The 21,806-nt window shown below is 43.8% G+C and carries 21 protein-coding genes; 5 read left to right on the plus strand and 16 right to left on the minus strand.

All coding sequences use genetic code 11. The features are described from left to right. Positions 1-477 precede the first annotated feature (477 nt). Positions 478-1,758: a glycosyl hydrolase family 18 protein gene (locus F6X55_RS04535; RefSeq protein ID WP_161993054.1), complete on the plus strand. Its 1,281-nt coding sequence runs from the start codon at positions 478-480 to the stop codon at positions 1,756-1,758. Here F6X55_RS04535 and F6X55_RS04540 read toward each other — a convergent pair. The 13 genes from F6X55_RS04540 to F6X55_RS04600 form a co-directional block, all read right to left on the minus strand. Beyond that, positions 1,751-2,350 carry a response regulator transcription factor gene (locus F6X55_RS04540; RefSeq protein WP_153462138.1) on the minus strand — a complete coding sequence of 200 codons (600 nt, stop codon included), beginning with the start codon at positions 2,348-2,350 and terminating at the stop codon, positions 1,751-1,753. The genes F6X55_RS04535 and F6X55_RS04540 overlap by 8 nt on opposite strands. Before the next feature lie 20 nt (positions 2,351-2,370). After that, positions 2,371-3,483, minus strand: a complete 1,113-nt coding sequence (locus tag F6X55_RS04545) for a sensor histidine kinase (RefSeq protein ID WP_026571672.1) — start codon at positions 3,481-3,483, stop codon at positions 2,371-2,373. Between the two features lie 217 nt (positions 3,484-3,700). After that, positions 3,701-4,765 carry a Delta(5) desaturase DesA gene (desA, locus tag F6X55_RS04550; RefSeq protein ID WP_026571671.1) on the minus strand — a complete coding sequence of 355 codons (1,065 nt, stop codon included), beginning with the start codon at positions 4,763-4,765 and terminating at the stop codon, positions 3,701-3,703. Positions 4,766-4,939: 174 nt separating this feature from the next. Then, positions 4,940-5,881, minus strand: a complete 942-nt coding sequence (locus tag F6X55_RS04555; protein ID WP_153462139.1) for an ArsA family ATPase — start codon at positions 5,879-5,881, stop codon at positions 4,940-4,942. Between the two features lie 15 nt (positions 5,882-5,896). After that, the gene (locus F6X55_RS04560; protein ID WP_026571669.1) at positions 5,897-6,154 is read right to left on the minus strand and encodes a cory-CC-star protein; all 258 of its coding nucleotides are present in this window, start codon (positions 6,152-6,154) and stop codon (positions 5,897-5,899) included. 211 nt (positions 6,155-6,365) lie between these two features. Then, a complete protein-coding gene (locus F6X55_RS04565) occupies positions 6,366-8,090 on the minus strand; it encodes a carbon starvation CstA family protein (protein WP_153462141.1) in 1,725 nt (574 codons plus the stop codon). A 392-nt stretch (positions 8,091-8,482) separates the two neighbouring features. Beyond that, entirely contained in the window at positions 8,483-9,349 is an 867-nt protein-coding gene (gene licT / locus F6X55_RS04570; protein ID WP_153462143.1) for a BglG family transcription antiterminator LicT, read from the minus strand. 264 nt (positions 9,350-9,613) lie between these two features. Continuing rightward, positions 9,614-11,035: a DHA2 family efflux MFS transporter permease subunit gene (locus F6X55_RS04575; protein WP_153462146.1), complete on the minus strand. Its 1,422-nt coding sequence runs from the start codon at positions 11,033-11,035 to the stop codon at positions 9,614-9,616. Positions 11,036-11,584: 549 nt separating this feature from the next. Further along, the gene (locus F6X55_RS04580; protein WP_026771652.1) at positions 11,585-12,826 is read right to left on the minus strand and encodes a dicarboxylate/amino acid:cation symporter; all 1,242 of its coding nucleotides are present in this window, start codon (positions 12,824-12,826) and stop codon (positions 11,585-11,587) included. 154 nt (positions 12,827-12,980) lie between these two features. Next, on the minus strand, positions 12,981-13,466 hold the full coding sequence (locus F6X55_RS04585) for a DUF1189 family protein (RefSeq protein ID WP_026571664.1): 486 nt from the start codon (positions 13,464-13,466) through the stop codon (positions 12,981-12,983). Between the two features lie 89 nt (positions 13,467-13,555). After that, a complete protein-coding gene (locus F6X55_RS04590; protein WP_026571663.1) occupies positions 13,556-13,804 on the minus strand; it encodes a YuzB family protein in 249 nt (82 codons plus the stop codon). Between the two features lie 37 nt (positions 13,805-13,841). Beyond that, a complete protein-coding gene (locus F6X55_RS04595; RefSeq protein WP_026771654.1) occupies positions 13,842-14,795 on the minus strand; it encodes a bifunctional riboflavin kinase/FAD synthetase in 954 nt (317 codons plus the stop codon). 432 nt (positions 14,796-15,227) lie between these two features. Beyond that, positions 15,228-15,380 (minus strand): small acid-soluble spore protein P, encoded by a 153-nt coding sequence (locus F6X55_RS04600; RefSeq protein WP_026571661.1) that lies wholly within the window; start codon positions 15,378-15,380, stop codon positions 15,228-15,230. A 276-nt stretch (positions 15,381-15,656) separates the two neighbouring features. Here F6X55_RS04600 and F6X55_RS04605 point away from each other — a divergent pair, with 276 nt between their 5' ends. After that, positions 15,657-16,262 (plus strand): TetR/AcrR family transcriptional regulator, encoded by a 606-nt coding sequence (locus tag F6X55_RS04605; RefSeq protein ID WP_153462148.1) that lies wholly within the window; start codon positions 15,657-15,659, stop codon positions 16,260-16,262. A 56-nt stretch (positions 16,263-16,318) separates the two neighbouring features. Next, complete coding sequence (locus F6X55_RS04610; RefSeq protein ID WP_153462150.1) at positions 16,319-17,599, plus strand: MFS transporter; 1,281 nt, start codon at positions 16,319-16,321, stop codon at positions 17,597-17,599. A gap of 129 nt (positions 17,600-17,728) precedes the next feature. Here the strand turns inward: F6X55_RS04610 and F6X55_RS04615 are convergent, their stop codons facing one another. Continuing rightward, positions 17,729-18,112 (minus strand): hypothetical protein, encoded by a 384-nt coding sequence (locus tag F6X55_RS04615; RefSeq protein WP_035427398.1) that lies wholly within the window; start codon positions 18,110-18,112, stop codon positions 17,729-17,731. Positions 18,113-18,283: 171 nt separating this feature from the next. On the opposite strand from F6X55_RS04615, the gene F6X55_RS04620 reads away from it, so the two are divergent. Together F6X55_RS04620 and F6X55_RS04625 are read left to right on the plus strand one after the other, a co-directional pair. Then, positions 18,284-18,436, plus strand: coding sequence for an aspartyl-phosphate phosphatase Spo0E family protein (locus F6X55_RS04620; RefSeq protein ID WP_074597971.1), 153 nt, complete (start codon positions 18,284-18,286; stop codon positions 18,434-18,436). A 398-nt stretch (positions 18,437-18,834) separates the two neighbouring features. Then, on the plus strand, positions 18,835-19,059 hold the full coding sequence (locus F6X55_RS04625; protein ID WP_026771658.1) for a hypothetical protein: 225 nt from the start codon (positions 18,835-18,837) through the stop codon (positions 19,057-19,059). Between the two features lie 244 nt (positions 19,060-19,303). On the opposite strand, the gene F6X55_RS04630 is transcribed toward F6X55_RS04625, so the two are convergent. Both F6X55_RS04630 and F6X55_RS04635 read right to left on the minus strand, forming a co-directional pair. Continuing rightward, on the minus strand, positions 19,304-20,779 hold the full coding sequence (locus F6X55_RS04630; protein WP_037329090.1) for an MDR family MFS transporter: 1,476 nt from the start codon (positions 20,777-20,779) through the stop codon (positions 19,304-19,306). Beyond that, positions 20,776-21,687 carry a TetR/AcrR family transcriptional regulator gene (locus F6X55_RS04635; protein WP_337189821.1) on the minus strand — a complete coding sequence of 304 codons (912 nt, stop codon included), beginning with the start codon at positions 21,685-21,687 and terminating at the stop codon, positions 20,776-20,778. Before F6X55_RS04635 ends, F6X55_RS04630 begins: the two co-directional genes overlap by 4 nt. Positions 21,688-21,806: the final 119 nt, after the last annotated feature.

The raw sequence follows: 21,806 nt of genomic DNA on the forward strand, positions 1-21,806 counted from the left end.
ATTTCCAAAGAATAAAGGAAACTCCGTGCTTATTTTTTTGTCCTCTTCTCTGTTTAGATACCTATCAGCCAATAGAAGAATACCGTTCTGTTCATCTTGTCTTGATAAAAGTAGAAATCAGGCCACGAAAACATAGCGAAGGCAAAATACGGAGACTCCAACGGGAACAGCACAAGCTGAAAATCCCGCAAGAAAGCGGTTGGTGCTTTCTGAGGAAGTTGAAGCCGTGCCCGTGGAACGCGTAGTATCTTGCCGTAGCGATTCGAAGCACCCATCAAACAACAGGATATTACAAGAATACGCAACTAAAAACCGAAAGAATTTGATTGTTAGTTATAATTTGTTCGGTTTTTGATTTGGTGGCCATGCTTTTGCCCCCGGCCTCTTTTTTTAAACGAGCTCTTCTATATACATCATGCATAAATGGTACTATTCATGCCATAAAATGTGTTGTGGTAATAGAAAGGACGGATGTATATGGAGATTCATGTGGTCAGGCCGGGGGACACCCTTTGGTCTATTGCATTTGCTTACCAGACAACCATTGAAGCCATTAGGGAAACGAATGGACTGACGAGTGACCTGTTAATGCCTGGACTTGCTTTATACGTTCCAGCTCCTGCAGCCTTACCGATACGCTACGTCCGTATTCAACAAGGAGACAGCCTGGCAAAGTTAGCAAGGAAATGGCAGTCTACCATTCCAATCCTGCTCCAGTCTAATCCAAATATCTCTCCAACTAATCTACCAATAGGAAATGTACTGGCAATTCCATCTCCAGTTCGTTATCCAATTCGAACGATCGGTTTTATCGATGCATTCGACCCTGCATCCATTCCTGCAATATTAGAGGAACCGTCTTCTTCCTTGACGTATGGTGCAGTATTCACATATGCCGCACTGCCTGAAGGAGGCTTGTCTGAAGTAGAAGATGAAGAACTGATTGAAGAATTAATTCGCCGTGATATCGATCCATTGATGGTCGTAAGCAACTACGCGGAAGGAACATTCAGCCCTGAACTAGCGGAAAATGTACTGCAACCAGAAGCCAGGAATAATTTAATCAACAGGATTGTCGAAACAATCGAAGAAAAAGGCTACAAAGGAGTCAGCCTTGACTTTGAATTCATCCCGCCTTCTTCACGGGAAGCATTCACTACATTTGCCCGGGAGCTGAAAGCAGCTATCGGAAACCTTCTGCTACACATCAATGTATTTGCCAAATCAGAAGATATGCCGGATAATCCGTTTTCTGGTGCCTTTGACTACCTGGCGATAGGAACAGCGGCAGATTTGGTAACCATACTGACTTATGATTACGGATATACCGAAGGACCACCAGACCCAATTGCGCCTATTGGATGGGTTGAAGATATCGTCCGTTATGCTGCCAGCTTGATTCCTGAAAGCAAACTTACAATTGCCATTGCTTTGTTTGGCTATGACTGGCCGGGCACCTCCGCTGCGGACACGACCGGGACAGCGACAGCCTTGTCTGCCCTGGCAGCCCAGCAAAAAGCGCTGGATAATTACACAGTCATTGAGTATGATCAGGAAGCCCAGTCCCCTTATTATACTTACACTTCCAATGGGCAGGAACGGACTGTCTGGTTTGAAGACGTCCGCAGCATATCGGTCAAATATCAGCTTTTGGAAGCCTATCAATTGGCAGGCGCAGCCTACTGGAGGATAGGCTATGATTTCCCGCAAAACTGGGCTTATGTAGAAAAAAACATGGCTGTATTAAAGACTATTTGAACCAACCCTTTTCCCGAAAACGGGAAATAGCCTCGATTCGATTGCTGACTTCCAGTTTCTCGAGGATCACGGAAATATAATTACGGACCGTTCCGTTCGTGATAGACAGCTGATTTGCTATTTCTTTGGTATCTTTTCCGTCCGCCATCAGTTTGATAACCTGTTCTTCCCGATCTGTTAGTGGATTTGCTTCTGCATAGGCGATATCGATTAATTCCGGCGCATACACCTTGCGGCCGTCGATAATGACGCGGATGGAATTCGCCAATTCCTCACTCGGGCTGTCTTTTAACAAATAACCATGCACATCCGCTTTTCGTGCCCGTTCAAAGTAACCCGGTCTGGCAAAGGTCGTTAAGATAATCACTTTGCATGGGTGGGTCTTTAATTCTTCCGCTGCTTCCAAACCACTCTGTACGGGCATTTCGATATCCATAATGCAAATTTCAGGCTGATGTTTCCGGACTAGCGAAACGGCTTCTTCTCCATTTTTAGCCATCCCTACCACTTCCATATCTTCTTCCAAATCCAGCAGCGACCCTAAAGCACCGAGCAGCATTTGTTGGTCTTCGGCAATTACTATTCGAATCACAGCCATTCCTCCCTTCTCCATTACTGCACAGGATGCGGCACACGTATATGGACCGTTGTGCCAGATGTCGACTCAACGTTCAGACTGCCGTTGACAAATTCAAGCCTCTCCCTCATTCCTTTTAATCCATGCCCGCCATAGGACGTAGTATCGTTTCCCATACCATGGCCATTGTCTTCCACAATGATGTGCCATCCATTTGGCAACTGTTGTATCATCACTTTACATAATGTCGCCTGGCTGTGCTTCACAACATTGGTTACCGCTTCTTTCAAGCTCATGCTTAATACATTTTCCACTAAAAGGGGAATATTGCCTAAATCCGGGCTGATTTCAATATTGAAATCCATATGCGCCGCATTTAACAATTGGCGTATGTGTGACACTTCTTCCTGTAAATTGGCCGCCCTCATTCCAGAAACCATTTCTCTAACTTCCTTCAAGGCGGTCCGCGCTGTTTGATGGATGTCATTTACTTCTTTTTTTGCGGCTGCAGGCTTGGAAGTAATCAATTTTCCCGCTAAATCACTTTTCAAGCCAATCAAGGATAACTTCTGTCCCAATGTATCATGCAAGTCACGCGCAATTCGTTGGCGCTCCTCCATGACCATCAGTTGTGAAATTCGTTTATTCGCATCCTCCAGCTGCCCCTCCAATTTTTCCCTTTTAATTCGATTGTACATGCTGAACGGTAATAAAATCACTCCGACTAAACTGATGACAAGAAAAGGGAGCTGCGAAAAAAATAAATCGAAATGTAAGAAAAAGCCGGACATAATCGCTGCGATTGTAGTGGTTAAGTGGATGATATATAGAGTGATGAACCCACCTTTTTGCTGGATATTGCCGATAAAAAAGGCTAAAAAAAGAGCGAAATAAACATATCCAAAAAATAAAGTCATCACAATGCTGATAAGCATCTCCACGCTCACCCAAACATAAACCGGCCACCCGTTTTTGATAAACGATAACCGATAGGAAAGGAAAAACACCAGGATCATCACAACCCCGGAAATGATTTCCATAAGCCCAGATGAACGGAAAATAAAATAAAAAGGCAAAATGCAGAAAATAATCCAGACGTAAGTGCTGAGTCCGGTGTTTTTGGGAATAATGTGGAACCAATTTTGCATAGAGCTCCTCCTGCTTCTTTTCATACTGATGCAGCTAAAGAAAGTATAGCAAAAACGCAGACAACCGCCTATTCTTTTTTGCCACCATACATCAATCTAAAGGGAAAGTCGAGATACCTGGGCCACTAAAAAAACCGAACGAGTTCGAATGCTTGGATTCGTATCACCGTTCGGATTTTTGCCCGCAATGCTTTTGCCATTCAGTGTGGCCGGGAAACTATTTTTCTTGGAAGCCTGGTCTCCTGTTCGTAAGGTTCAAATCAGCGGCAGGCCTTTTCTGACTGCCCTTTCGGGTGCTTTTAATTTCTTTGAAGCTAACAAACGTTTTGCTTTGCTCATCATACAAACGAAAACGCAGGGATTCCAGACTCGACAGAAAAGTTATGGTTGTTGCTTTTTGCAATGGTGGAGTGGACGTATGTGCCTCTTCCAGAAAATAATTCGGGACACGCGGATTCAAATGATGAACGTGATGAAAACCGATGCTCCCTGTTATCCACTGAATCACCTTCGGCAGTTTGTAGTAGGAACTTCCGTCTACAGCAGCCTTTACGTAATCCCACTCTGCTTCATTCTCAAAATAAGAATCTTCAAATTGATGCTGCACATAGAAAAGCCAAATACCCAGAGCCCCTGATACAAACAAAATGGTGCCTTGGATGATCAGCAGTGCTTCCCAGCCGATTGCCCAAAGCAGCAATCCATAGATGACCACCAATGAAGCATTGATCAAATAAGTGTTTAAACGTTCTTTTCGCCTTGCTCCCTTGCGATTGAACCGATTATCAATCAGGAATAAAAAGATCGGACCGAGGCCGAACATCACCAAAGGATTGCGATACAATCTATAAGAAAGCCTTTGCCAGAACGAAGCTTTCCTATACTCTTCCACTGTCATCACCCACATATCTCCTGTTCCTCGTTTATCCAAATTGCCACTCGTAGCATGATGGATGGAGTGGCTTCTTTTCCACTTTTCAAACGCAAAATGGGTAATAATACCGGTCAGGGTTCCCAGGATACGATTGGCTTTTTTGTTTTGGAAAAAAGATTGGTGGGCGCAGTCATGAAAGATAATGAACATCCGTACCACAAAACCCGCTGCGACAATTGCCAATGGGATGGTCAGCCAAATGGATACAGACAGACTTTGGTATGCCAAAAACCACAGGATAAAGAAGGCCGGTATTGTATTCAATAATTGTATAACACTCGATTTTTTGTCCGCTTTTCCATATGAAGCGACATTTTTTCTTAATTCCGCCGTTTTTTGTTTACTCATTGTTTTCCTCCTCAAGCATGTTTGTCCATGCTTTTTCTGGGATAAACCGCTTAGCTTATCTCCATCGTAGAGGAAAACAACGATGATAAACAGACACAAACGTCAAGTCCCCTACATGACATTTGTCATACAGCCCGCAATTTACGCCTATTACCAGAAGCATAACAGACTCTTCTACCTGACCGTATTGGTTAAATACGTTGCATAAGTGGAAAGACTGTCGATATCAGACATATCTTCCGAGAATAGCGGGACATAACATAGCTTTTTATTGAAAAAAATGCTCGCTATTTCATCCAGATAAGGTTGCTCAATTTGCTTGCGCTTATAATAAAATTCACCGTCAGCATTTTCCGGCAGCACCTTATTGACAACCAACGCGTCAATATGGATATGAAAAGGGCTTAACTGAGCGATAGCTTTCTTCGTTTCTTCGATGGGTAGCTTTTCCGGATTGAGGACGAAAAGAAAACCTGTCTCCTCCTTATCAAGCAACACTTTCCGTGCATGTTCGAACTTTTGTCTCCGCTTCATTAAGACATCGAATATTGGATCCTCGACTGGCTCTCCATCATGTAACAGCTGGCTATAGTTTTCATTTGTCTTGCGTCTCCGCTCCAACATACCATCCATCCACACCCCCATCAGCTCCGGAAGACTAAGAAGCCTGACAGTATGTCCGGTCGGCGCTGTGTCAAAAATTATTTGATCGAAGTTTTCCCGCTCCTCCAGAATGATGGACACCATACGATCGAATAAGGCAGCTTCCTCGGCACCTGGCGACGTTTTTGCCATATCCATTTGCCTGTTCACTTCTTCGACAAGGTTCGATTTCACTAACCCGGAAAGGTTGTCCTTTACACTTTTAATGTAAGCTTCTGCCTCTTTAGCGGCATCTATCTCTAGTACGGTCAAACAATCAGTGACACACATGGTTTCTGTACCGTTTTTACGATTAAAGATATCTCCCAAATTATGGGCAGGATCAGTGGAGACAAGCAATACTTGTTTACCTTCCTCTGCAACTGCATATGCCAGGGAAGCAGCTGTTGTCGACTTGCCGACCCCTCCTTTGCCACCTACAAACAAAATCGGTTTTTGCCATATGTCATTCATTATCAATCCCTCTTTTCAGCAACAGCGGATACCGTCCAGCGGAGACTTTTCCATGCCCATCCGCAGATGCCAGTCATGGAACTTTTCCAGCATATATGGATACAATTCAAGCGTGTAATAGTACACAGGATTAGGAATCCCCACCATTTCCGAATAAAGCAGCAGCATAAACAAGTCGTCTTCATCCCGTAATTCTCTTGCTACTTCGCTGCGATGCGGAAGACTTAACATTTCATCGTACCACTGAATCAATGTTTTAAGTTTGTCCTTCATCATCTTTTTCCTCCGTTCCTTACTAAGAAATGCGCAAGCGCCTGTCGAAAAGAATAATGTTAAATTCACCGCGTCCTGCGGCAACACCTGCATGGCCCACATCATGCGGACCTACGAAAGCTTGAAGAGGCGGTCTTAAGGGGGCAGGAATCCCCCCTTAAAAAAGCCTTTTTTCAAACAACCGTTCTCTAAAGCAGAAGGATCCTCTCTATTATGCTTGGTCTATGCGGTTTTTGGTCAAAGTGGAGATAGCAGTGATGATAATCCAGACGGCAAACACAAAAATGACTGCTCCCAGAACAAATAAAAGCATATTTGCATCGGAACCAAACCACGACCATTGGAAAAGCACTTGATTGAACATCGCTAAAAGTGTCATAACCAGGAGAAATACCATGGGAATCAGTGTAACCAGAAAGTTCCTGCCCTGCCGTTTCAGCCAGATGGAGATCAACAGCAAGCTGATACCCGCCAGCAGCTGATTGGATGTCCCGAACAGCGGCCATAGCAAATACCCACCGGAGCCGAACCCTTTGGATCCTTCCGGCAGAAGGACAAGCACGGCACTAAGAATGACAGCGATGCTTGTCGCTACATGCATCCTTGACAACGCAGGGATTTTATATTCGACGCCGAGTTCTGCAATGATATAGCGCATCAATCTTACCGAAGTATCGAGTGTTGTCGCTGCAAAACTGACGACAATGATCGAGACGATCGTGGTGGCGATTCCGGGCGGGATTGCCAGCCCGCTTGCCAATTGACTCGCACCTTCGATAAAGTTCCCGAGCCCGGTTGCATTCGCCTGGGCAAAACTGGAATAGGTAGCCGTGAAGTCACCAGCCGATGGAAACAGGGTGATGACAGCCAGAATCGATACTAATGCAAGTGCACCTTCGCCGACGGCTCCAAAATATCCGACAAAACGAGCGTCCGTTTCTTTGTCCAGCTGTTTGGAAGATGTTCCGGAAGAAACCAATCCATGAAACCCCGAAATAGCACCACAGGCAACCGTTATGAACAAGAGTGGAAACCAGGAAACATCGCCGGCCGAACTTGCGGCAGGGGCTGTCACCTCCGGATTGGTGAACAACAGGCCGAGATATAGGATGGCCATTCCGACTACCAACTGATGGGAGTTGATATAATCACGGGGCTGCAGTAATTTCCAGACAGGAAGCGTCGAAGCTATATAGACATAAACCATTAAAATCACAATCCAGATTAGAAAAGCACTGGAAACGGCACCCATTCCGAACAAGCCCGCCGCACCTTCTCCTCCGAAATAGCCAACGACATCGATTTGCAGGACCTGTACATTGCTGGATAGAATCGCCAGACCATACATGACCACGAGCGCTATGACAGATGGCAAAAGCATATTTGTTTTTCCTTTATATACAGCATAGCCAATCCAAATCGCCAGTGGAATTTGAATGAAAACCGGAAGCACACTAGCGGGATAAGAAATAAACAGATTCGAAATTACCCAGGCGAAGACGGCATTGATCATTAAAACTAAAATCAAAATGATAAACAAAAATAGTAGTTTTGCTTTTTTACCGATTAATCGATGGGCAAGTGTTCCGATCGACTGGCCTTTATTCCTGACCGACAAAACCAAGGTTCCGAAGTCATGAACACCCGCTGCAAAAACGGTCCCAAGAACAACCCACAGAAACGCAGGCAGCCAGCCCCAGTACACCGCAATGGCGGGTCCGAGAATCGGTGCGGCCCCGGCAACAGATGTGAAATGATGCCCCCAGACAACATATTTGTTGGTCGGGACAAAATCGACACCGTCTTTATACTGGTGTGCGGGGGTCACATAATTCGGATCAAGCCGATAAATTTTTTCGGCAACAAACTTCGAGTAAAAACGGTAACCAAGAATGAAGATAATGATTCCAATTGCAGCAACTAGCAAACTGCTCAATGAAAAGCCCTCCCTCACCTTTTTTATAGTGGCTCTTACGTATTCCTTATCAACTATATGTGTAAGCGTTTACTTGGATGCTGGTTTCAGCTTAAAAAAAGTTAGAAAAAAATACAAGCAATTCACCTGAGTATTCCTTCAGTTCAGGTCGGTGAGAGGCCATCAATTGTAAGAAGAGCGCTGATGTAAAGCTGATTACTGTGCAGATTTTTTTATGCAAAGCTTTTGGCATGCTTTTCAATTTGAGTATTTTGGCCTGGTCGCAAACACATGCAAACTTCCTGGGAAGAAAGGCAGTAACGAGATATTCTATCGAAGACAATAAATTCCTGCAAAAAAATACAAGCGGTCCCTCCAGAAGGGGACCGCTTGTATACATCTTGCTTTTTCAATCAATCGGAAGGATTGGCATTCATATCATGCCGATTGGTGACACGGTGAATGTGAAGCGTTAAATAAATGATTTCGTCCTTTGTCACATACCAGTCATAGTTTGTTTCCACAAAAGCAGCGACCTTTTGGCTGCACAAAAATGCTTTATGGTATTTCTTTTTCACTTGCTCGTATAAAAAGTTATCCGAATGCTCGACGGGAGCCCTTTCTTCTCGTACCGACCGCAGCGCGAAAAAACGCAAATGGGTCAGAAAGCGTTCATAGTTAATGGAGCTTTCATCTAATTCAATTTGAAAATAATATTTGACGATATTCAAGATGTTGTTGACCATCTTCGTCATTTTCACGGTGGCTTCCATGCTCTCCCCTGATAACTGACTATTGACCAAATGAAGGGCGATGGAACCTGCCTCATCCTCTTCCAGTCTCACACCAATTGATTTTTCTATTAAATCAAGCGATGCCATCGCTACCTGAAATTCCTGTTTATAATATTTTCTGATTTCCCATAGTAAGGCATTTGGAAGATGGATTCCCTGCTTATACCTGCTGATGGCAAAACTCAGATGATCGGTCAATGCAACGTAAATATAGTCATCAAGTTTATAAGGAAGCCGTGTTTTTGCATAATCGATGATTTGGTAAGACAGATCAAAGTACTCCTCCGGGATCTCACTAAGCAATTCGGCGAGCTTGTCTGATACCCCCTGATTTTCCAGTACAAATGTCTTTTCCACCTTGTCTGGATCTACAGGATCACCAGGCCTTTTTTTAAACGCCAAACCCCTTCCCATCACAACCATTTCCTGACCATGCTTATTTTCTGTCAATACGACATTATTGTTAAAGACTTTTTTTATTTCCATAATCGCTCGCCCTCAATAAGTAAATGAATGATAAAAAGAAAAACGCTACTATACTAAAAAAAACCTAAATTCGGGTATAAATATCCCTTTCAGAATACTTTACCACAAACTCAGGTTTTGCCTGCCGAACAGTAACAATCCATTACTATTAAATTGTTAGCGGTTTCTTTCATTAAAACATACGCAATGAACAGTGTCAATGATTAAGATAAGACAATCGGACTAGAAAGGTGTCCCCCCCTGACATGCCCAAGGGGGACTTATTCAGTTGTTATCTCCTTGTTGTTTCGATTCATCAGCTTCCGGCTTCGTATTTTTGATAAAAAAGGACAACAGCAATCCCAGCAAGGATAACAAAGAAACAACCAAAAATGCCATGTTCGCTCCGTGTATGTCCGGGTAAGCAATTTCCGGCCTGGACGCCGCATTGGAGGCTGAAGTCGTCATGACGGTGACCAGGATGGCCGTTCCGACAGAGGCGGCAATTTGTCTCATTGTATTGTCCATTGCGGCCCCATGCGGAATCAACCGTTGCGGCAGCTGATTCAATCCTGCAGTAGCTATCGGCATCATGACCATCGAGAGGCCAAACATACGGATGCTATACATGATCGTCAGAAAGCTGAAGGAGGTGGCGGTATCCAGGCTGGAAAATGCAAAGGAAGACCCCGTAATGATAGTCAGTCCGGTGATCGCCAGCCAGCGTGCACCCACTTTATCAAAAATCCTGCCGGTCACAGGCGACATAAAGCCGGTGATCAGCGCACCCGGAAGTAATGCCAGACCTGCCTCGAATGCACTGAATTCCCGCATATTTTGCATATATAGCGGGATAATGGTCTCTACACCGATTAACCCCATGAATACAATCATTCCTACCATGACAGCTAGTGGGAAAATCGGATATTTAAAGACCCGGAATTCCAGCATTGGATGTTCGAGCCGGAGCTGCCTGCTGATAAACAGGACCAGGGCGACAATTCCGACTCCGAGCGAGACTACGGTAAGCGCTGCAAACCAGCCGTTGTTCCCCGCACTCGTAAATCCATAAAGCAAGCTGCCGAACCCTAGTGACGATAAGATAATCGAAAGGATATCGACCCGCGGCCTGCTTACTTCGGTCACATTTCTCATGGCAAATATAGCCACTACGATGTCAATGATGGCAATCGGCAAAATAATGAAAAACAATAGCCGCCAGGAATAGTGAGAAGTAATCCAGCCGGACAAGGCAGGGCCGATTGCAGGTGCAAACGAAATAACAAGTCCGATCAGCCCCATCGCTGCTCCGCGTTTGTTAACAGGGAATATCATCAGAAACACTGTCTGCATCAACGGCAGCATGACCCCTGCCCCCGCTGACTGAATCACCCGGCCAAGCAGTAAAAGGGAAAAGTTGGGAGACAGCCCGGCAACCAAAGTTCCGAATGCAAACACACTCATGGCCGTGATGAATAACTGTCTTGTCGTAAATCGTTCTAGTAAAAAGGCACTGACAGGAATCATGATTCCGTTGACAAGCATAAAAACAGTGGTGAGCCACTGCCCGGTGTTTGCCGATATTCCCATCTCCTCCATGATCGGTGGTATGGCAGTAATCATCAATGTTTGATTAAGGATGGCAATGAAAGCCCCGGCCAGCAGCAGGGCCACAATTGTCGATCTCTTGTAGCTGTTTGTTGTCATCTTTTTCTTCCTTTCTCGTTTCGCCGGCCGGGTTGTCCGGTCTGTCATCTATGTATTTGCTTTCGCTCCCCGATTCACCTCAATAGATTACCTGATTTCCTAAAGGAATTCTATTATAGAGACTTAAAATTCACGACTTTTTTAAAAAACAAAAAAGAAGTCTTGAATCCTCTAAGCAATAGGGACTGCAGCCTGAGAGCATCATACCGGCATTTCATTTATCCTGTTAGACAAAAAAAGAAAGTGACCGGGACAAAATAGGCAACACAGAAACCGTACAAGAAGAGAAGAAACGCCATCCATGGAGACAAGGTACGCAGAAGCAGGCGGGATGAGCGTGAGCTGAAGATCCACTTTGCAAAGCGGTTTTCTATGCGGAAAGTGAAGTGCCTCGCCGGAGTGGAGCGTTGCGGGTTACATAATAGAAGGGTTGAACAGTTTCCTTTTTTGTAATCAAAATAAACCGAACGGGTTCGATACCTCGTTCGGTTTATCACTTATATTCTTTGCTTTAATTCGAACTAAATCAGACAGGTATTCTTTCCCTTTTTAAGCATGCAGCTGCTGAGGATGCTCTTCTTTATCCTGATGTTTCTTTTCTGTTTCCGCAACCACAACTGCGCATGCAGCATCTCCGGTGACATTCAACGCGGTTCTTGTCATGTCAAGCAACCGATCGATGCCAATAATAAGAGCGATTCCTTCGACCGGGAGCGATACTTGGTTCAAAACCATTGCCAGCATGATCAATCCTACTCCCGGCACACCAGCAGTCCCGATACTTGCAAGCACAGCGACCAACACCACCATTACCAATTGAGAAAAGGAAAGATCGACAGCGTAAACCTGAGCGATGAACACCGTCGCAACCCCCTGCATGATTGCAGTCCCATCCATATTGATGGTCGAGCCCAGCGGTTGTACAAAGCTGCTGATCGATTTGGGGACATTCAAGTTTTCCTGTGCAGCTTTCATCGACACTGGCAAAGTTGCACTGCTGCTCGAAGTGCTGAACCCTACTGTCATGGCCGGGAAAAAACCTTTCAAGAAATGAATTGGATTCATTTTTCCCAACAGAGAGACTGCCGTACCGTACGTAATGACCGCATGAACCGCAAGACCTGCAAGGACAACCAACATATACGAGGCCATCGCTTTGGCTCCATCCAACCCCATTGTTCCAATAGCCGATGCCAATAAACCGAACGCACCATACGGAGCAAACCGCATAACCAAATTGACCAAAAACATCATTATATCGTTGCCTTGTTCCAATAACCGCAATGCTCCCTCAGTCTTCTTGCCAAGCATCGCCAATGCAAACCCCACAAAAATCGAAAAAGCAATAATTTGCAGCATATTCCCTTCAGCCAATGACTGAACGGGGTTCGCCGGGATTATGTTCGTGAATGTTTCCACCACGGTCGGTGCTTCACTACTTTCAAAGCTAGCTCCGGTGGTATCGATACCCGCCTTCCCCGGCTGAAATAAGTAGGCAAGAACCAATGCGATCGTAATGGCAATCGTCGTTGTCGCCAAGAAAAACGCCACTGTCTTGCCGCCAATGCGGCCTAGTTTCTTCGGATCACCTAATGAAGCAGTACCTAGAACGATTGAAAAAAACACAATCGGCACGACAAGCATTTTGATTAAATTCAAAAACAGTGTACCCAGCAAGCTGAACACATAATTATCAAGCGTTTCAAACAAGCCCGGTGCAGAAAAATGCAAAATGAGTCCCAATACGGCACCGAGGATCAGACCAATGAAAATTTTGGTTGTCAATTTCATCTTATCTCCTCCTCAATTATTGAAAGCGCTTTCTTAAACTCAGATTATGCTGGTTCACGCTATATTATCCGAATATTTAAAAAATATTTGCCATCAAAAAACCTTGTCCATTCTCACTCATGAATGGACAAGGTTTTTGACAATCGATACAACACTACTTGTTTTTTCTTTTCGGATAAACAGTAATCATATTATATAGAATAAAATAAAGCCCTACTAACAGCAGCATTACCAGATAACTGTTTCCCCAGCCAGTCAGCTTTATCAACGTGTAAATAATGAGCGGCACTGTCAGCGCAAATGCAGTCATTTTCCAAAGATGCTGGAATGCCAGCTTCCTACTCAGCATCCGGGACATCAGCAGGGCAACTGCGGCCAGGGCAGAAATAACCACCAATCCGGAGAAAATGACATACATCGGATAAAAGGTGATGCTTTGCAGAATAAATACACTTCGCAAATCACTATCCAACAAAAGATTGTCCTGAATGGCCAAATCATATCCTTCAGGCAAATATAGTACAAATATCAACAAAAAAATATATACCAGGGTGTCACGCATGCTGACCCTGTTAAGCCAGAACACAGCCTGTTTTTTCGGCAATACGATGCTGTGTTTGAATATTTTAATCAATCCCACGTTCTTCAACCCCCGAGCCAGCTCTTAAAAAATCGAAACGACTTTCATTATAGCACAGCCAAGGCCAATCGGAGAGGTAATGTGAATAGTCAGTCCATATAAAAAGCCAGTTCTTCATCGATTTGGCTCCGGATTGCATTCAGACACTCTTCAGCAGTCTTTCCAAAGACGCGGGTTCCGTTTACCATCGCATAGGGACGCACCCGGCAAAGCCCACAAAAAGACAAGCAATCGTATTTCACAACCGATACTTCCGGATACTCCGATTCCAAAATTTGTTCGACATCCACTTCATTAATCAAACTGGCGTCACAAATTTCGACCACCACTATTCCCATTGTCAGCCCCTCTCTCTGCCGTAAAATTTCAGGCTTTTCAGGAATGATTATCAAGTCCAAGTATAACGCGCGCCTCTTCTTTATCTTTGTTCATCTGCTTGATTAATTCATCCAGGGAAGCAAAGTTTTCCTCTTCGCGCATTTTTTGAATGAACGATACCTTCATCGACTTGCCGTAGAGATCGCCAGAAAAGTCCAATAAATAGGCTTCAATCAGATAACCCTTCCCATTCACCGTTGGTCGATAACCAGCATTGATCAAAGCATACCAGCATTCTCCCGCCATATCGTCGTCCCCGGCTATTTCAACACTTCCGAGATAAACACCGCTTCCAGGCAACTCATAATCGCCATCCGGAGATAAGTTGGCCGTTGGAAATCCAAGCTTCCTGCCAAGTGCATCTCCTTCCACTACTTTCCCGTTGACAGAATAGTTTCTGCCAAGCAGTGTGTTTACTTTTTCAAACTGCCCATCTCTGATGGAGGCTCTTATATCCGTACTGCTGATTTTCTGTCCTCCAATTGTCATTAAGGGCGCTATCGTCACCGGAATTCCGATGTCAGCTGACAAATCTGTCAAAAGGTCGGTATCCGATTTACGGCCTTTGCCAAAATTGAACCCTTCCCCTACTACGATCCCTTTAATATTCAACAAAGATAAATGCTCATACACAAACGTTTCAGGTGTCGTTTCTGCGTATTTTTCCGTAAATTCGATTTCATATACTTTGCTGACACCAAGACGTTCCAATTGACTATATTTCTCTCTTCGCGGTGTGACACACTGCCTGTATCGTTCATCACGCTTCAATGCCCACAAAGGATGCGGATGAAAAGTCATGACCGCCAATGACTGCCCGGTTTCTTTCAAGCGCCCGGCCTGTCGCAAAATCGACTGGTGTCCTAGATGGACGCCGTCAAACTTTCCGATGCATAAAATGATTGGGTCATTATTCGCTGGAGGCGCGTCTTGAATCTTTATAATCTCCATTCCTTATTAGCTCCCTATTTGCTGATTCTCGCTGTCCATGACAGCCAAACGATTTCCTCTATTCATCAATACCCTGCAAGGGCAAAACAGTTTTTTTCTGTTTTCTTCTCTATCCATATCCATGTCCAGTTTTTTATTCTGATAAAATCCCATACATCCCCATTATACTAGATAAAACCGTTAAGCTGTAAAGTGCCAAGCACTTTTGGATAGAAAACTCGCCGTTCACCTTATCTTTAGCCGGAAGAAGAGTAAAGATATATTCCCATCGTTTTCCGTCATATCTATCCGTTCCTCGAAATGAAAACATACAGTATCCAACTGCTCGCCGCTGGCCAGCATATGCCAAAACAGAGGTTACCTTATAAAAACCGAACGAATACGAATCGTTCGGCTTTTGTTTTGGTCCCTATGCTTCTTTTCCATCCTCATTTACATATCGTGTGAAGATTTCCGTTTCTGCCGAGAATGATTTTGATTTTTCACTTGGTGGGATCCGCTCAATGGTTCTCCGTAAGGCTGGCTTGGACTTTTCGGGAGGTTGGGTTGCTTTTGTTGCTTGGGACCTTCACGTCTGCCTGACATTTTATCTCCTCCTTTCTACGGATAGTTTTTAAATAACCAGTCCACCTTATTCCATTTGAATGTCGGTCTTTTGGTTTTTCGGCAACATGCAGGTGTGACCACTAGTTTTAAACCCTGTTAATAAGCGCAGGCATTAGCGAATTAAAAGATTTATGTAGAAAGAATTCAGCTATTAGAATGGATGTACTAGGGACCAGAAAAAATGCGTTTACAACCGCGGATATTTGATACAGACTGAAAATGATTGATCAATCAATCTTTAACAAGGAGATAATTATGGCACTTTCAGATAAACAAATACGAAAAATGAAAGCAAAAAGGGATAAAATTTTGGACCAGGCGATTATCCTTTTTTCGGAACATGGTTACAACGATACCACTATTTCCAAGGTGGCAAAGGCTTCCGGCGTAAGCTTCGGTAGTGTATTTACTTACTTTGAGAACAAAGAAGAGTTATTTCATCATGCAGTTGTGGAACGTCTTAAAGACCTTTCCCCTCTTTTGTTGGATTTCAATTCAAATCCCGAAGACCCATACAAAGAATTAGAATCGATGATCGACAAGCATATCCGCTTATTTGCCAATGTTGGTACTTACTTGCGGCTTGTCACCCAGGTAATCGGACAGCACCAAAGGTTCGAACGCCAATTTAAGGAGCTTGATCAATTTTATCGTACCTTCCGTTATAAAATTGCAGACTTGGTTGCACAAGGGCAAAGCAGTGGTCAGCTTCACAGAGAAATAGATCCGATCACTTCTTCTATTGCCTACACTTCCTTTCTGATGGGAATCCGGCTGAATTTGGCCGATCAACCTGAACACGATATCTGGGCTGATTTTGCGCCTGTTGCCATGCAGTTATTCAGTCCGAACATTTCATAAGAACAGGTCGGTTCAAAAAACGATTGATTAATCAATCGTAATAAGGAGATGAAAGGATGAATCTTTTTACATTTTCCCGAACCATTCAAATTCGATTAGTACTTCAATTTATAACCACAACAGCTAATGCTGCGGTTACTCCTTATCTAGTCGTTTTTTTCTCGAGTATGCTGGGAACGGTAGTTACGGGCTTTATGTTTTTGAGCGTGATGGCAGCTAATATCGCCGGTTCTTTTACAGGGGGGTACGTTTCAGATAAGAAAGGAAGAAAACCGGTAATAGTCTGTTCTGAAGCAATCGCGCTAGGCGGCTTTCTATTTGTCGCAGCAGTCAATTCCCCATGGCTGAGTCTTCCCTATTTCACCTTTGCTCTATTTGTCGTTATCCATTTTTTTCTCGGGTCCGCAACTCCGGCCTACCAAGCGATGATCATCGATGAAAGCAATAAGGAAAACCGTAAAGCGGTTTATACATTTTCATATTGGCTCCAAAATCTTGGCATATCCATAGGAGGAATCACTGGTGCTTTTCTCTTCATGGATCATCATTTCCTTCTGTTTTTAGGCGTTGCAACTGCAACCATGATTTCCCTCGTTATGACCGTAATTTTTATCAAGGAATCGTTTCTAACCGAGACCACCAGCGAGGAAAAGAAGACAGCTCCTCTAAAAGACTTGGACAGTGGAGTCAAGATTTATTTAAAAGTCTTAAGACATAAAACTTTTGCGTTATTCACTTTAGCAAATTTACTTATTGTCGCGACAGAGGAACAATTGACTAATTACATCGGACTTCGTCTGGCAGCAGACATCCCGGTAGCAAGACAGCTGGTGCCGTTCTTGCCGTTTCAAGCAGATGGTATTAACTTACTAGGGATATTGAAAGCGGAGAATACTGTTTTGGTAGTCTGTTTGACCGTTTTTGTTTCCTACTTATTAAGAAAACTCGATGATCGTTTTGTGTTGCTTGGAGGGCTCGTGCTTTACTTCCTTGGTTACACCATCCTCAGTTTTCACCATTCAGCCATTGTGCTGATCATCGCCATGTTCTTTGCTACTTTGGGCGAATTACTGCATATCCCAGTAAAACAGACAATGCTGGCCAACATGGTACCAGACCATGCAAGAAGTACATACATGGCCGTATTTGGATTGATGACAATTCTAGGTGCTGTGATTGCTGGTTTGTTTATTTTTCTCAGCAGTTTCCTGCCAACCACTGTCTTAACGTTTGCATTTATTTTAATGGGAACAATCACAATTGCCATATTCAGTCGATTGACTGGAAGGAAAACATTAGAGAAAACCCGAACGACGGCATCACAAATCGGTTCCTGATTTGTAGGAAAAGATCCCCAGAATATATCCCACCCTCTTAAACGGGAAGCGTTAATCGAATTTTTTAAAATCAGATAAAAGCCGGTGAAGGATGACCCTTCGTACCGGCTCTTATTGGTTCCCTGTCCATCAATAGCATTGAAACGATTCGATCCGATTCAAATCGATTCCGAAGTAAACCCAGCGGAATCCTGTCCAGCGGTAACCTGCTATGCTGCGGCGACCGACAAAGGTTGGATAATACCAAAAGGATTCAAAACCTTCCAGCCAAACATAGGTGAAACGGAATAAACAACCTCGGATTCCACCCGGGTCGACAGCATAGGTTTGAAATTGCGGTTGCTGCGGTACTACAGATGGCGGCGGACTTGTCGGGGGCCCTGCTTGAGGAGTACCGCCCGGTGGCTGTGTCGGTGGCGGGAATGATGGAAAACCAGGAGTGCCTGGCTGCGTATCTATTCTTTCCCAAGCCTCGAATGGATAATTTGAAGGTACCTGCCAAGGATGATACATATTCTGAACCTCCTTCCTTATGGTTACATCACATTGTATGTCATCCGTCTACATTTCGTTTCTGTATCCAGATAAAGGAATATTTGTGAAAAAGGTACTAATATTGATTGAATTAATTCAAAAAAAAAGATACTATTTCAATAGAATCATAGATAAGGTAGGGTATAATTTATGAAAAAAGATCTAGAAAGAGAGATAGAGCAATTAAGATTGAAAATGTATAAAGCTTATAGCAATGAGCCGGATGGGAAGGAAGTCCTTAAAATCTCCCAGGCGCTGGATAAGCTTCTCAATGAATTCCAAAAAACAAAATCAATTCACTGAACCGGTTTTCATCCGGAACTTCCAAGATCCTGTTCTTTCCTCAAGAGTCGCATCGTCCCATATCACGTTTACTTTCTTCATGCTTCCATTTAAAATAACTCTGTCGTTCGCTTGCCTATTCGTTATTGTTCTTATACAATAAGAACACACGTTCCCTTGAATAGGAGTGAACTTTCCTTGATAATACAATGTCAGGTAACAACTTTTTTCTTGCCAGCTTCCCATGGGCGCTGTTGCTTTTCCGAATGGGAAATAAAATTGATTTTCAAACAAAAGTCTATCAAAATTTCCATCTCCAGACGCAGGGTTCTAAAAAGGGTTACTGTAGAACGTTGAAACGCTTGGCTGAAAAGCTTGGTAGAGATGAATCAATCTACATAAGAAAGTAGAGAAGTATTATGTTGGAACAGCTGGAACAAAAAATGGAGCAGTTAAGAAACGAAATGTATGTTGTTTATGAAAAAACGAACAGTTTGTCAAATGAGGAATTGCTTCGTCTAACGGATGAACTGCACGATGTAGTGGTACGCTGGCGAAAAGAAAAGTATGGATATAGATATGGCTGCAGTCCATTCCGGCAGTCTTCAGAAAAAAGGGGCGATGAAGGAAACTCGTTACCTTGACATCTTTAGCCGGAAAAGATGGGTATGTTTTATTCATTAAAGGTATCTAGTTTTCCCGCTGTCGCAAGCGCCTGTTTAAAGGAGTAAAGGCTAAATCGCTACATTATGCAGCAACCCCTGCCCCCCATCATGTGGGCCTCTGGCCAATTCATGCATGCCCACGTGTGTTTTTCTTTGCCATTAAATATTATCCTGAACATATAAAACGGCATGTTTCCGGTCTCCCGGAAGCATGCCGCAACTTCTATCCTTCTACTGTTTTAGTTTGCTCATCTGACTTTTTCGTATTTAAAAACAGAGCGAGCAGCATCCCTGCCAAAGCAAGAATGGAAGCAAACAAAAAGGCGCTGTTATAACCATGCAACAGTGCGTTGTTGGCTACCTGCTGCTTTGCATCTGCCTGTGATAGTCCTGCCAGGGCGGTCATATCCGGCTGATAGTTTTTAGCAGCCGTCGTCATCACCGTGATGAGGATAGCTGTACCGATCGAAGCGGAGACCTGTTGCATCGTGTTCGCCATCGCTGAACCATGTGCATTCCATTCATCTGGAATTTGGTTTAAACCAGCGGTCATAACCGGCATCATTGCCAAAGCCAAACCAAACATACGGACAGCATACACAATGGCGAGCATCGTAAACGAGGTGTCCATCGATAAGTTCGTAAATATATAGGTTGTAATCGCAACAATAGCCAAACCAGGTACAGCGAGCCAACGCGCTCCGAATTTATCGAACATCATTCCTGTAATCGGCGACATGATTCCCATTACTATCGCCCCTGGAAGCAACATAAGGCCGGACTCAAGCGGTGTGAAGCCGCGTAAATTCTGCATGTATAGCGGCAGCAATGTTTCTGCACCGATCATCGACATTAAAACAATCATGGTTATGATCAGCGAAAGGCTGAAAATGTTGAATTTAAACACTTTGAATTGTAAGAGCGGAGTGGCCAATTTTAGCTGACGCCATATGAACAATGCCAGGATAATGGCTCCGCCGATCAAGCAAACAAGAACTTTGGTACTGCTCCAGCCATCTTCCCCGGCACTGCTGAATCCATATAACAATCCTCCGAACCCGAAAGATGACAGGACAATCGACAAAATATCAATTTTAGGTTTGGTAAGCCTGGTGACATTCCTCATCGAAAAATATGCGATGATAATGGTCAAAATCACGATCGGCAGAACGATATAGAATAGTGCCCGCCAAGAAAAATATTCAAGCATCCATCCGGACAACGTTGGCCCGATTGCCGGAGCAAACGAGATAACGATACCTGCCATTCCCATAACAGCGCCACGGCGATCCCTAGGGATAACGGTTAAAATGACGGTCATCATCAACGGCAGCATGATTCCAGAACCGGCTGCCTGGATGACCCTCCCCGTTAGCAGTAATGGAAATACATGAGACAAGGAACTGATCAATGTGCCCAGTCCAAAAATACTGAAAGCAGTCATGAACAGTTTCCTTGTCGTGAATCGTTCAATTAAAAAAGCGGAAATCGGGATCATTACCCCGTTCGTCAGTAGAAAAGCTGTCGTCAGCCATTGTACTTTATTTTCTGTAATGCCGAAATCAGCCATAATGGACGGCAATGCTGTTGCCAGCAATGTTTCATTTAACAAACCGACGAATGCGCCGATCAACATGACTGTCAGCATCGGACCGATTTTTATATCAGGCTGACTGGTTTCTTGGTTTTGTTCTGTCATTTTCTATCTTCTCCTTCTTCCCTGAATAATCTGTTTAGTGTTTGCTCGATTTGCAGAAGACTGCATACTAAGCTATCCTGCTGTTTCAAATAATGCAGCATGGCTTCCAGCAAGTATGCCTCCGGCTTGTCTTTTTGAACTTCTTCAGCAAGACGGTTCAAAGCCGCTAATGTATGAGTTTTTGATTTTTCCGGAACGGCAAGCATTTCAGCCTCTTGTCTGACAGACTCTAATTGATTTTGCAGCAGTTGTTTCAAGCGGACAGAATCATCGGCCTGTTTATCTGGTAATACCGCCTCTTCACTAAGGATAGGTTCCAAACTTCCCGCCCTTTTAATCATAGCTTCTAAGACATCCGTCAGTAAAAGAGCCAATCTATCCACCGGTACTTGTATTTGCTTGAATACCAGTAAATATATATACTCCTTCATCATCCCCTCGAACATGACGACGATATCCCAAATACCATGGCTGGGCCCAAATGCTTCGATGAGACTTTGTTTATGCCACTCGATTAATTCTATGTGGAATTCCTTCATCATTTGGGAAATTTCATTTGATTCTTCCGGAGGGAACTCTTTGAATAGAGTAAAAAATATTGAACTGTTCTGAAGGGTTTGCTCGAGCTCAATTGCAATTCGTTTTTGCAGTACCTCCTTGCCGGTCAATATCCCGTTAAATTGAACAGAATGGGCTTTTAAGAACATTTTATCGTGACTGTCCTTGACCAATTCAATAAGTAATGCTTCTTTACTGGCAAAATGTTTGTAAAAAGCTCCCTTGGAAACACCCGTCTCCAAAGCTATTTCCTGTACAGAGGTCATATGGTAGCCTTTTTCCGCAAATAGCCGGATTGCCGCTTCTTTTAAAGCCTGTTTTTTACTGATTTGTCTCCCCCCTGAACCAATCGGTTACCTTTTAGAACCAACCGGTCATTAAATCATGAGGATTATCATATGATACTAAACGCTGTTTGTCAACCACAATCATTGGTATTCAACTAGCAAAAATAGGAACAAGGAGGTAT

It is taken from the genome of Sediminibacillus terrae (genome assembly GCF_009602435.1).
Classification (GTDB): Bacteria; Bacillota; Bacilli; order Bacillales; family Amphibacillaceae; genus Sediminibacillus; species Sediminibacillus terrae.